This is a genomic window from Shewanella phaeophyticola, assembly GCF_025398315.1.
GTDB lineage: Bacteria > Pseudomonadota > Gammaproteobacteria > Enterobacterales > Shewanellaceae > Shewanella > Shewanella phaeophyticola.
This window is the reverse complement of record NZ_JAODOQ010000001.1, coordinates 3,127,272-3,139,778: the sequence shown is the minus strand read 5'-3', so window position 1 is coordinate 3,139,778 and position 12,507 is coordinate 3,127,272. Positions and strand designations below refer to the sequence as shown.

The 12,507-nt window shown below is 41.8% G+C and carries 9 protein-coding genes and 1 pseudogene; 6 read left to right on the top strand and 4 right to left on the bottom strand.

Annotation, left to right across the window (positions count from 1 at the left end):
* Positions 1–66: 66 nt before the first annotated feature.
* Complete coding sequence (locus tag N4T56_RS14530; protein ID WP_261733721.1) at positions 67–450, top strand: MAPEG family protein; 384 nt, start codon at positions 67–69, stop codon at positions 448–450.
* A 131-nt stretch (positions 451–581) separates the two neighbouring features.
* Here N4T56_RS14530 and N4T56_RS14525 read toward each other — a convergent pair whose 3' ends face one another.
* Positions 582–839 carry a hypothetical protein gene (locus tag N4T56_RS14525; protein ID WP_261733720.1) on the bottom strand — a complete coding sequence of 86 codons (258 nt, stop codon included), beginning with the start codon at positions 837–839 and terminating at the stop codon, positions 582–584.
* Positions 840–930: 91 nt separating this feature from the next.
* Between N4T56_RS14525 and N4T56_RS14520 the strand changes: the two are divergent.
* Positions 931–1,592: pseudogene (locus tag N4T56_RS14520) on the top strand (uracil-DNA glycosylase family protein).
* A 1-nt stretch (position 1,593) separates the two neighbouring features.
* Here N4T56_RS14520 and N4T56_RS14515 read toward each other — a convergent pair.
* The 3 genes from N4T56_RS14515 to N4T56_RS14505 form a co-directional block, all read right to left on the bottom strand.
* Positions 1,594–2,097, bottom strand: a complete 504-nt coding sequence (locus N4T56_RS14515; RefSeq protein ID WP_261733719.1) for a YcxB family protein — start codon at positions 2,095–2,097, stop codon at positions 1,594–1,596.
* 391 nt (positions 2,098–2,488) lie between these two features.
* Positions 2,489–4,018 (bottom strand): HD domain-containing protein, encoded by a 1,530-nt coding sequence (locus N4T56_RS14510; RefSeq protein WP_261733718.1) that lies wholly within the window; start codon positions 4,016–4,018, stop codon positions 2,489–2,491.
* On the bottom strand, positions 3,909–5,132 hold the full coding sequence (locus N4T56_RS14505) for a [protein-PII] uridylyltransferase family protein (RefSeq protein WP_261733717.1): 1,224 nt from the start codon (positions 5,130–5,132) through the stop codon (positions 3,909–3,911). Before N4T56_RS14505 ends, N4T56_RS14510 begins: the two co-directional genes overlap by 110 nt.
* 70 nt (positions 5,133–5,202) lie before the next feature.
* Between N4T56_RS14505 and N4T56_RS14500 the strand changes: the two genes are divergently transcribed.
* The 4 genes from N4T56_RS14500 (at position 5,203) to N4T56_RS14485 (ending at position 12,183) form a co-directional block, all read left to right on the top strand.
* Positions 5,203–5,916, top strand: coding sequence for a 16S rRNA pseudouridine(516) synthase (locus N4T56_RS14500; RefSeq protein WP_261733716.1), 714 nt, complete (start codon positions 5,203–5,205; stop codon positions 5,914–5,916).
* Positions 5,917–5,980: 64 nt separating this feature from the next.
* Positions 5,981–6,937, top strand: a complete 957-nt coding sequence (locus tag N4T56_RS14495; RefSeq protein ID WP_261733715.1) for a LysR family transcriptional regulator — start codon at positions 5,981–5,983, stop codon at positions 6,935–6,937.
* A 336-nt stretch (positions 6,938–7,273) separates the two neighbouring features.
* Complete coding sequence (locus tag N4T56_RS14490) at positions 7,274–9,604, top strand: OmcA/MtrC family decaheme c-type cytochrome (protein WP_261733714.1); 2,331 nt, start codon at positions 7,274–7,276, stop codon at positions 9,602–9,604.
* A 275-nt stretch (positions 9,605–9,879) separates the two neighbouring features.
* Complete coding sequence (locus N4T56_RS14485; RefSeq protein WP_261733713.1) at positions 9,880–12,183, top strand: OmcA/MtrC family decaheme c-type cytochrome; 2,304 nt, start codon at positions 9,880–9,882, stop codon at positions 12,181–12,183.
* Positions 12,184–12,507: the final 324 nt, after the last annotated feature.

Genomic DNA, 12,507 nt, shown 5'->3' with positions numbered 1-12,507 from the left:
GTCTTCAATGCTGAAGCTAACTTAGTGTTAGTTTGACTGTGCTAAAAATAATAGAGAAGGGATACCATGCAAACCATTTTGATTTGTTTACTGATAGCCATGTTACTGCCATATGCCGCTAAAGTGCCTGTTGCAATGGCGATGGCTAAGTTAGGCCGTTATGACAATAACCATCCGCGCGCGCAGCAAGCGCAATTAACCGGTTTTGGCGCAAGAGCAGTCGCTGGGCATCAAAATGCATTTGAGTCGTTAATTGTATTTGGGGTTGCAGTGCTAACAGCATTAATTACCAATAACGTTAATGATGTGGTGGCGCTATTGGCTATCGTGCACGTTGTGGCGAGAGTGGTTTACCATGCCATGTATTTACTTAATTACGGTACGTTACGATCGTTATCTTGGTTTGTGGCCATTGGCGCATCGATAGCGATTTTTTGCCAGGCTTTTTAAAGGCTTTTTAAAGGCTTTTTAAAGGCTTTTTAAAGGCTTTATATGCTGTAATAGCCATAAAAAAACGCCTTAACGGCGTTTTTTTATTAGTATGCTAACGCGGCTATGTGTGTTTAATCTTGGCTGGCAATTTAATCTAAGCTAGCTATGCGTTCGTAGCCCATTTCAGTAAGCTGGTCATTTACGCAATCTAATAAAAATGCACTCACTTCAGCTTCTGGTAGTTGGTCTTCAATGGCGATTTGTTGGCAGGCTTCTTTTAATGATAAAACATCTTTAAGCGGTGCGGCGGGTAATGCGCTAGCGGTAAAGCTGACCGCAACGCAACTGGCAAGTAATGCAGCGAGGTTAGTGCGGATAATCGTTGTGCTGGTAATAAAAGATGGCATGGTTGTTCCTTCTTGGGAGAACTTTAGTTATTTTGACAAATATTACTGTAGCTTAGTTCCTTTGGATAGAGTGTAAAAAGGTAATATTTATATGACCGATTTTGAAGTGTTACTCAATCAGGTTCATCAGTGTCAGCTTTGTGCGGCCAAATTAGCTCATGGCGTGCGCCCTGTGGTGCAACTCGATCCTCAAGCAAAAATATTGATAATTGGTCAGGCGCCAGGGCGTAAAGTCCATGAAACTGGCATTCCTTTCAACGATGCCAGTGGTGATAGATTACGTGATTGGTTGAGCATAAGCCGTGAGGGGTTTTACGATACCAAGCAGGTTGCCATAATGCCAATGGGGTTTTGTTACCCAGGGAGTTATACCGCTGCCACAGCTAAAAAAGGTCAGTCGGGTGATTTGCCCCCAAGGCCTGAGTGCGCGCCGAAGTGGCATGCATTAATACTGGCTCACTTAACTCAAGTTAAATTAGTGTTATTGGTTGGCCAATATGCACAACAGTATTATTTAAGTGAGCATCGTTCAACGATTAATGCATTAACCAATAATGAGTTAGTTGATTTCGATATCGCTAACAAACCTAAAACCCTCACCGAAACGGTCAAACAATGGCGCAGCTTTAGCCACTTTTTATCCCCTTACCGCACCCAAGTCCGCGCAATAATATCTGGTTGAGCCGCAATCACTGGTTTAAAGACGATTTACTTCGCCACCTTCAACAACGCGTTCGTGAGGCATTGGCGTAAACTACGATTGTTTGTTGGCAATAAACTCGATACTTGCTACATCTAAGCAGCGTTTAGATAAGTAGGTCGTACTTTTTTGTAAGGCGATCAAAAAGCCTGCTTCAGTCTGGGTGACACGATAAACATCTTTCCATGCAATCTGTTGATTTACATGAGTTGACTGACTGTGAATACCCGCATCATTAATCTCTAAGGTCACCGTGTCGCCAGCGGCTTTACTCATCATTTGACGCCATAACCACCAGGTTCTTTTAAAGCGAATGCTTAACCATTCCACTACACCGAGACCAATAAAAAAATAGCCTAAATAGTAAGTTTCTTTATTGCTGATAGGTAATTGACTGAGGTTGTCGAGCAGTAAAATACCTAAGCCGATTATCACAAAGATGGCGGTCTTAAGGTATTGCTTGGGATGCACTTGGGTTGTAACAGATTGATCAAAGCATTCTTCAAAGTAAGCTTTATCGAGTACATATTCGCAGGTGTACGTAAACGCTGATGACATGATGACCTAAAATCGACAATAAAATTACTGTGATTATCGCATAGCCATTGGTTTGCTCAAAGTAAAGTGTAAACCAATGGGTAGGGTCTGTTGATCTTTCAAGGTTGTTTTTGCAGCGAATTGTTGGCCATTACTCATATACAAGTGCGCGGCAGAGACTTTGAAGTGTAGTTATTCTACATAAAAAGTCGATAACGCTGTAAAAATGGCCAACAAACGCTGCCCGAAGGGTTCGGCTAAAAACGTTTTACTCTTTGTTAAATGATTCTTTGCAAATAAAGAGTTGCTTAGATTGCTAGGCATCAATCCATTCGCCTCGATTAAAACGTTTTTAACTCGAACAAAATTCAACCAGCCAAGTTCAACAGACCTTAGGGTCTGTTGATCTTGGCTACCCTGTGATGGCATTTGCCAATTCTAGAGTCAATTGTTGCTGTTCTTCTGAAGTTAATTGCTGGTCTTGCTTATTGGATATTGAGAACACGTTGTCGGCACGCTCGCCGACCGTACTGATGGTCGCAGAATGGATATTAAGGTCGAGTGCTCGAAATGCACTGGCGATTTGTTCCATAAACTCACTGGTGTCTAGTGCCGATATATTCACTAAGGTACGGGTTGATTTTCGTGAATATAAAAACTCAATGCTGGGGTGATTATCAAAGCTTTGATGGCGTCTTGATGCCCGTCTTTTAGGGATAGTGACATCTTTATCGAGCACTTGATATAACTTGTTAAGTACTTGTTTACGTCGTTGAGCGCTGGTAATGGGTTTTTCGTCAAAGTCGAGTACTTTAAATGATTCAACTACATAACCGTCTTTAGTGCGGGCAATTTGGGCTTGTTTTACCGACATCCGCAGTGCCGCTAAGGTATTAAATAGTTTAACAAATAGCCCGGATCTATCTTTGGTATAAACAAATACGTCGCTGCAACCTTTAACCACTGAGTCGTCGAGTAAAATCAATGTATTGTATTGATTTTCTTCGGCTGGGCTTTGGTTATGTTGCAATAATGCTTGGGTGTATCTGGCAATATCGTCGGCTTCGGCATTACTGAAAAAACCTATCGGTAAACGTTGCCACAGTGCTTTAATCGCATCGGCTGTCGTTTCATCGGCATTTAACAGATTGAGGGCTTCTTGTTTGTGTTCGCGCACGAGAGTACGGATTTGCAACACATTTTCAAAACCGCCCCGCAACGCTTTGCGAGTAATAAAGTATAAATCTTGTAATAATGAGGCTTTCCAATCGTTCCATAGGTCATCGTTAGTCGCTTGTATATCGGCAATGGTAAGGCAATATAGTGCGTCTAATCGGGTAAGGGTGCCGACTTTTTTGGCAAAAGCATTGACGACTTCTGAGTCGTAAATATCCATGCGCTGAGAAGTAATCGACATTAATAAATGGTTTTCAACTAACCAACTAATCAGCTTTTGCTGTGACACTTTTAGCCCGTGGAACTTGGCAAACATATTGGCATCAACCGCGCCTAACTCACTGTGGTCACCCCCACGGCCTTTGGCCAAATCATGAAATAATGCGCCAAATAACAAGGTCGATTTATTGGACATTTTTTGGTAAATGTCTGCTGCTAACGCTAAGTCTTTATCAAGGCTTTTTATGTCTTTACCGTAGGCGTATATGTTTTTCAGCACCTTATGGGTGTGTTCATCGACGGTGTAAGCATGAAATAAATCAAACTGCATTTGGCCGACAACTTCACGCCATTGGGGTAAATACGAGGCCAAAATGCCGTGTTGATGCATTAAGGTAATGGCAAGTACCATACCTTGTGGGTGGGCAAAAATGGCTTTAAATTGTCTCGCGGCAACGCTGAAAATCTTGTAAGTCGCCCATGAGGCGACGCCTAACTTGACGCAACGAACGTAAAGTTTCGGCACTAATGCCAACGATTTTGTCATGATGAATCGCGATAAATTCAAACAACGCCATAATTTGAGTGCGATCGATAAAGACGGTTTCATCACGCACATGAATATATTGGTCGACAATTTCAAAGTTGTCGTTAATTGGGATGATTTGTGGTTTGAGCTGCGGAATAATTTCTCGCTGAAAATACGCCATGAGAATCTTATTTAATTCGCCAATGCGCTTCATGACTCTAAACAGCTGACGCATCATTTTCTCGATGGCAATATTGCCACTTTCGCCGATGGGCATACCATCACCAAAGCCCATAAGTTTGGCGACTTCTGCTTGATATTGTAGTAACAAACGGTTTTCTGAGCGTTGTGCTGCTTGGTGCAGGGCAAAACGCACTCTAAACAAAAAGTGTTGGCATTCCATTAATTCAGAGTATTCATCATTAGTTAAAAAGCCAAAGCGTCGTAATGATTGCATACTGGCCACACCAAAATGTTTACGGGCAACCCAGGTGAGGGTTTGAATATCGCGAATACCACCAGGACTGGTTTTTAAATTAGGTTCGATACTGAATGACGTACCTTGAGCTTTGGTATGACGTTCTTGTTGTTCGCTCAGTTTGGCATTAAAAAACGCTTGGCTTTGCCATAAATCCTGACCATATAATGCGTTTAATACTTGTTGTTGGTGCTCGGTGTTACCATATAAATGCCTGATTTCAAGTAAACTGGTGGCGATGGTGACGTCTTCTTTACAGGCTTGAAAGGTATCTTTTAAGCTGCGAACAGCATGACCTAGGTCGAGTCCGATATCCCACAGTTGTGTTAAAAAATCGCTGACTTTTGCGCCGTCGGTGGCAGACAGTTTACCATCGTGGATAATACAGATATCAATGTCTGAAAACGGATGTAAGGTTTGCCGGCCATAACCGCCAACTGCGTTAAGCGAAATATGATTGTGGTCTAGTTCGAGTGACTGCCAGAGTATGCATAATAGGGTATCAAAAAACTGCGATCGCTTGTTCAAGGTGTCATTAATTGCGCTTTGAAATATGTTCTCTTGTAAAAATAGATCCAGTGACTTAATCGCCTGCTTAAACTCGGCGGTGGTCATGTCTGGGCGCATATCTGTACTGGCAGGTAGCGAAAGCATGTTACTCCTTATTAATGTAGTCCATAAACAGAATAAGGTATTCTTAATCAAATTGGTATAGTGAGGTTTTATGGCGTCTAAGCGTGGTCGACTAGACCAATTTATTGCTCGTAGATTACAGGTTTCCAAAAAAGCGGTTCGTCAGTTATTAATTGACAACAAAGTCAGCGTAGATGGTAAGTATGCTAAAACACCTGATTTGTTGATTGATGAATTTAGTCATATTGTGTGTAATGAGGTGGTTTTACAGCAATACCAAAAGCAATATTACATGCTCAATAAACCTGATGGTGTGGTGAGTGCAACGATTGATGATAAACACCCTACGGCCTTGAGTTTATTATTAGGGGTTGAGCACGATATGCTGCATATTGCAGGACGACTTGATTTGCATTCAACGGGGTTATTATTGATTACCAATGATGCAAAGTGGTCTGCTGCATTAATGGCGCCTAACAATAAAGTCGATAAACATTATATTGTCACCTTAGCCAATCCGATAGATGAGCGATATATCGACGCTTTTGCTAATGGTATGTATTTTGAGTATGAAAATATAACAACATTACCTGCAACCCTAACGATTTTGTCTAGCCATCAGGCAAGGGTGAGTTTATGTGAAGGTAAGTATCATCAAATAAAGCGCATGTTTGGCCGTTTTCGCAATCCTGTGGTCGGATTGCATCGTGAGTCGATAGGCGAGATTGTACTTGATAACACCTTGTTACCCGGAGAATTTCGTTCATTAACAAAAGCTGAAATTGATTGTGTAATTCAGCAGTAGATCAACTTTTTAAGTTACTTAACATGCTAATTTATGTATTTCCTTGCAACGGATTGGATAAAACGTGGATTTACAAGCATTAAAAAAAGTCAGTGAACTCGACGTATTTAGCTTATTAGTGTTTAAGTTCATTTACGAAACAGGTTTTGCTAATTTTGCAGCGAAAGAGTTGGCTGTATCTGCGCCAAAGATTAGTCGCTGCCTAACCTCTCTACGTATTATTTTTAATGACGAACTCTTTTTTCGCCGTCAACAGGGGCTAAAACCGACACCTTTAGCGGAACGTTTATATCAACCTATTTGCCAACTTTGCGATATGTTTAGTCAAATGGAGCGCTCTGTTGAAGATAAAGTCAATCATTGTCAGCGCAGTATATTGCATGTGGCTGTTTCGCCAAACATTATTACCAGTGTTGCTATTGCACTAAGTGAGTGCCCCCTCGACACTATGGGCAAAGTTAAGCTGCACAGTTGGCAAGCTGACACGGAAGAATTGATTTACAATGGCGAGTTAGATTTTGGTATTGGTTATGATACCCAAGACTCCCATGGTTTAGAAGTTTATCCTATAGCCTGTCCAAGTAATATTTCTGTTGTGGGTAATGCGAAACACCCTTTTTGGGATAATGTTGATCACTTTAAAATTGAAGATATTGTTCAACACTCACTGGTGTACTTACGCTGCCGTGGCTTTAATAATCGTATTGATCCATTAGAACTGTATTGCCAAAACAACGGCCTATTATTAGAAGACATTGAGTGTGTTAGTAAGTTAGATGATTGGTATTTACATATACTGACCATGAACAGTTTGTCATTAGCCATTTGTCATGAAGGATCTTTTGCTGAGCAGCTTCCGCAATTACGCGTAAAGCGTTTACCTAAATCAGAGCTTGAACGACTTCACTCAGTGATGCCAATGCCAAATTATTGTTTAATTGAACGTTCAGAGCATCATCGACGTTATTCTGCTGATTTGCGGGGAATGATAATCAATATTGTTAACTCAGTATTGAAATAGATATTTGTATAAAAAACAACCTTGATGATTGGGGTGGTTAAATTAACAATTTTATTACAGTTTACTTGGTTTAACCCTGCAACATCAGTGTTTTGTGTGTTTTAAGCTTGAACTTTTATGGTTCAAGCTTTTTTTGAATTTTAGATACCTCTTTAGGGTTGTAAAATGTGAAATTTGTAGTTTCATATTCATGTATAACCAAATTTAAAATCACCGATTTCCGCTATTGAATTTGCAACCAAGCATCACAGGTTTGTTATATGACGCGGGTATTTTTGTTTAAATCCTTATATTTTGTAGGTGCAAAACTTACAAATCTAAATCGGGGGATTTAAGATGAAAAAATATAATAAAACCTTACTTGCGGCAGCATTTATTGCTGCGTTTGGTTTAGCAGGATGTGGCTCTGATGGCAGCGATGGTGCTGACGGAGTTGATGGTGTTGATGGTGTTGATGGTGTTGATGGTACAGATGGTGCTAATGCTAGTTTATCTGTTACGACCGTTGAAGATGCTTCACTATTTACGTTAACGATAGCGCCTGAAGATGTTGTTGTCGTGGGTGCTGACGATTTTAGCCTTAAATTTACTGCTACGGCTGAAGGGACTGGTGGAGCGACTGTGCCATTTTCTGGACTTGAAAAAGTTCAGCTATATGTCACCAGTCAGTCTGAAAATACCACTGACACGGGTGCACCATACCTATGGACAAGTCATTTATATGCTAATGACTTTGTTAGCGATAACGCTATGTATTGTACCCTTACAGGTACAGCAACTACTCGTGCTGGTGTTGACGTTGAAGCGTGTACGTTAGTTGAAGATACTGATAACCCTGGTACTTATATTGGTACTTGGGAGCATGATGGTAATGCGCCATCAGTATTAACTGACGGTGATGAGAACGATTTAGTTCGTGTGATGCTACGTGCATATAATGTTGTGAATGCTGACGGTACTAGTATCAGTGATAAGCTGTTATCAACACCGATTGATTTTATTCCTGCAACTGGCGAGTTAGCTGAATCAGAAAAAGATTCAGTGTCTAATGCGGCATGTATTAATTGCCATAGTTCATTAGACGGTTACGCTGATACTGATATGCGTATTAGCAATATTAGTGCTCACCATAACTATCAAAAAGTTGAAAACTGTGTAGCTTGTCATAACCCTGCGATGGCCGCTGATGAAGACTATGCAGATTTAGGATATAACATCAGCTTCAACGCTATGATCCACACCATTCATATGGGCGATGAGCTTGCTGATTCGCTAACGGGTGATGCGTTAGAGTTGTTCGGTGAAATTGGCTTCCCAGCGGAAGCGAACGAATGTACTGTTTGTCATGATAATGGTACTCAGTGGAACGACAACGTCTATGAAGAAGCGTGTGTGTCTTGTCACGTTGATGTTGATTTAGCAACAGGTGATAACCATAACGGTATTGTGCCAGCAAGTGATGCTGTATGTTCTGGCTGTCATGGTTCTGGTAGCTTAAGTCCTATGGAAGCACACAGTGTTAATCGTCGTGCAGACTTGGCTGATGGCTTAGTGTTAGATGTGGTTTCTGCTGACGTTTCTGCAGGTGTATTAACTGTTACTATTGGTGTTGAATTAAACGGCGAAACAGCTGCTAGCGGTACTGACTTGTTTGATTACCTCTTTAACGAGTCATATGCTCAAGCTATCTTAATCGGTACCCTTGATGATAATGGTGATTATGAACAAGGTAGTAGCATTTCTGATGAAACAATGTTTGTGGTTAATGACGCGGGTCAAATCGTGTTAACTCAAACATTAGACGATGCAACATCACTAGATGGTGAAACACTGTATGTGTCATCTGAAATGAACATGTGTGGTGATGCTGAGACTGATATGATCGTCACTACAGATGAGGGTTGTGATGTTGGTATTCCTGCTAACATTGCCACTAAATACTTTGTGTTTGGCGATACAGCAGCTACAGGCGTTGAAACTACCGATAACATGCGTTTCATTAATGCTACAGTGTATACCGCACCTACACAGGTGGGTAATGACCGTACCACAGCTGATGAAGCGAAATGTAATGCTTGTCATGATAACTTAGCGCACATCAAATCACCTCGTCATGGTGTGACTAACTTTACCCAATGTGCTGATTGTCATAACAATGCGAGCGCTGTAGGTTCTCACCATGAAACGGTTCAAGTTGAATCTGACGATGGTACGTTTGTTGTAGTAGAAGGCCTAGAGTATTACAACCGTGATTTAGCAACTGTTGCTCACCGTTATCACAGTGGTACGTATGCTGAAGAAGCATCTGGTGTTTATATTAATGCTGATGGCGACTTAGTTAACTACCCAGCTGATCAAACTAATTGCCAAGCGTGTCATAAAGATGAAAATACTGCTGGTGATGCGATGCCATTCTTTGATGGTACAGGTACCTTAACTTCAGGTAGAACTTCGGTAGCATTAGGTAATGGCGAATTTATTTCTCCAGTCACTGAAGCATGTCGTAGTTGTCACGCTCACTCTGGTGATGCCGCGCTTGCTCACTTCAAGAGTAATGGTGCAACTGTATTTGGTGATAACATTACCTCTGCAGACGCTGTACCAGTAGAGTCTTGTGCAACGTGTCATGCTGAAGGCAAAACCTATGGTATTGATAGTGTTCACTAAGCTTGTGAGTTATTGAATAGATAACAACTCATGTCTTAATTATCACTTAAGAAACTAACTAAAAGAGAGGCAATATTGCCTCTCTTTTTTATTCAATGTTGTCTATAACAATTTATCAATTTCTATTCTGAGAATATCGAAAATCGAAATTACCGATTTCAATTAACGAATTTACAACCAGCTATCACACCTTTGTAACATCTCACGAGCTTTCTATCTTAATTCCCTATATTTTATAGGTGTAAGACTAACAAATCTAAATCGGGGGATTTAAGATGAGAAAATATAATAAAACCTTACTTGCGGCAGCCTTTATCGCTGCTTTTGGTTTAGCGGGATGTGGCTCTGATGGCAGTGATGGTGCTGACGGAGCTGATGGTGTCAATGGTGTTGACGGTGCCGATGGCGCTGACGGTACCAATGCAGGCTTGACTGTAACGACAGTTGAAAATGCTTATGATTATAACTTAACGCTTGACCCAGCTGATATTGTGGTTGTGGGCAGTGATCCATTTAGCGTTAAGTTTACCGTTACTGGTGTGGGTACTGGCAGTGCTGAAGTGCCATTCTCTGGCCTTGAAAGAGTGGCACTTTATGTGACCAGTCAATCAGCCAATACCACTGATACAGGTGCACCAATGTTATGGACTAACCATGCGTTAGCCAATGACTTTGGTAGCAGCATGTACTGTAACCTAACGGGCAGCACAACGGCTCGTGATGGCAGTGAAGTTGAAGCATGTACATTAGTGGAAGATGCTGCAAACCCTGGTACCTATACAGGTACTTGGACACACGATGGTAATGCGCCAGTGGTATTAACTGATGGTGATGCTAATGACCTCGTTCGTGTCATGATCCGCACCTATGATGTGGTTGATGCTGACGGCAATGACATTAGTGATAAAATTTTATCAACACCGCTAGATTTTATTCCAGCGACTGGCGAGCTAGCTGTTTCTGAAAAAGATTCAGTGTCTAATGCGGCATGTATTAAATGTCACAGTTCATTAGATGGCTACGCTGATACCGATATGCGTATCGCTAACATTGATGCTCACCATAACTATCAAAAAGTTGAAAACTGTGTGGCTTGTCATAACCCAGCTTATGCCGGCGGACAAGATGACGAAGATGTTGGCTTTAACGCTAACTTCAACGCCATGATCCATACTATCCATGCTGGACACCATATTGCTGATTCGCTAACAGGTGAAGCAGCAGAACTATTTGGTGAAATCGGTTTCCCATCTGAGTTAAATGAATGTACTGCATGTCATGATAATGGCACTCAGTGGAACGACAACGTCTATGAAGAAGCCTGTGTGTCTTGTCACGTTGATGTTGATTTGGCAACGGGTGAAAACCATAACGGTATTGTGCCATCAAGTGATGCAGTTTGTTCTGGTTGTCATGGTGCGGGTAGCTTAAGCCCAGTTGAAGCACATGAAGTCGGCCTACGTGATAGAGTTGCAGAAGGATTAGTCTTTGACTTTACTTCAGCCGTTGCTACTGCGACAACCGATCCATTAGTTTCAACGTTAACTGTAACTGCCAATGTAACACTTAATGGTGAGCCAATTGCAGATGATACTGACTTAAGTCCTTATATGACTTCTACAAGTCGTGGCTACTTAATTGGTAATTTATCTGAAGATGGCGCAGTTACCAGTGGTCTTGGCATGTCTGTACTTACCGATGCTGTGAGCATGACTGGTGGGGTCTTAACGGTTGCTAGTGACTTTGATGCAAGCCTTTTAGTTGGTCCTATCTATGTTACAGCAGAAGTTCAAGTTTGTGCTGAAGATGACATGATTGTGATGTGTACAACTGATGACGATGGCGATATTGAACAGCTTGCAGTGGCTAACAGTGCACCTGTTAAATATTTCAACTTAACTGATGCTGATGCTACTGAGGTTATTTCACGCTTTGATGACCCTGCACGTATTACCGTAACTGAAGCTAAATGTAATAGCTGTCACGGTAGCTTAACATATGTGAAAGGTACTCATGGTGTGACCGAGTTTACTCAATGTATGGATTGTCACAACGAGAATGTTGGACGTTCTGGTCATCCTGTACAGTATAAGTCTGTTGATGCTGATGGTAATGCCACTTGGGTCACTGTAGACGACGTTACATTCAGTCAAAGAGACCTATTTGCTGTGTCACACAGATTCCATTCAGGCCTTTGGGATGCAACTCGTGGTGAGCCTGCTATTTACCGTGATGAAAGCGGTGAATTATTTGGATACCCAGCTGTAGAAACCAATTGTACAGAATGTCATAACGACGGTGAGTCTTTATTTGCTGACGATGGCGGATTAACTTCTGGTAAACGTGCAATTAAAGTGAGTACTACTGAAGAGTTATATATCTCACCAGTAGCAGAAGCTTGTCGCTCTTGTCATGCTCACTCTGATGCTGCAGCACTTGCTCACTTTAAGAGTAATGGCGCGACTGTTGAGGGTACACCTGATACAACTGCTGATTTACCTGTAGAGTCTTGTGCAACATGTCATGCTGAAGGTAAAACTTACGGTATCGATACTGTGCATTCAAGTGTGGCTCACTAAGCGAGTGAACAGAAAAACAATTTCTTAATCATCACTTAAGAAACTAAGTAAGAGGGCGGCAGCAATGTCGCCCTCTTTTTTTGTTTGATTTTCGGTGTAGATAGGGGCGCTGCGCTGCTAGGGCGGACTTCGTCTTGCTAGGGTCGCTGCGCTGCTAGAGCGAGCTTCGTCCTGCTAGGGTCGCTGCGCTGCTAGGGCGGTCTTCGTCTTGCTAGGGTCGCTTTGCTGCTAGAGCGGACTTCGTCCTGCTAGGTCGCTGCGCTGCTAGAGCGGACTTCGTCCTGGTAGGTCGCTTTGCTGTTAGGGCGGACTTTGTTTTGCTAG

Bases quoted from the DNA above. Each gene is read 5' to 3' on its own strand.
- N4T56_RS14530 (WP_261733721.1), top strand. From the start codon at position 67: ATGCAAACCATTTTGATTTGTTTACTGATAGCCATGTTACTGCCATAT.
- N4T56_RS14525 (WP_261733720.1), bottom strand. From the start codon at position 839: ATGCCATCTTTTATTACCAGCACAACGATTATCCGCACTAACCTCGCT.
- N4T56_RS14515 (WP_261733719.1), bottom strand. From the start codon at position 2,097: ATGTCATCAGCGTTTACGTACACCTGCGAATATGTACTCGATAAAGCT.
- N4T56_RS14510 (WP_261733718.1), bottom strand. From the start codon at position 4,018: ATGACAAAATCGTTGGCATTAGTGCCGAAACTTTACGTTCGTTGCGTC.
- N4T56_RS14505 (WP_261733717.1), bottom strand. From the start codon at position 5,132: ATGCTTTCGCTACCTGCCAGTACAGATATGCGCCCAGACATGACCACC.
- N4T56_RS14500 (WP_261733716.1), top strand. From the start codon at position 5,203: ATGGCGTCTAAGCGTGGTCGACTAGACCAATTTATTGCTCGTAGATTA.
- N4T56_RS14490 (WP_261733714.1), top strand. From the start codon at position 7,274: ATGAAAAAATATAATAAAACCTTACTTGCGGCAGCATTTATTGCTGCG.
- N4T56_RS14485 (WP_261733713.1), top strand. From the start codon at position 9,880: ATGAGAAAATATAATAAAACCTTACTTGCGGCAGCCTTTATCGCTGCT.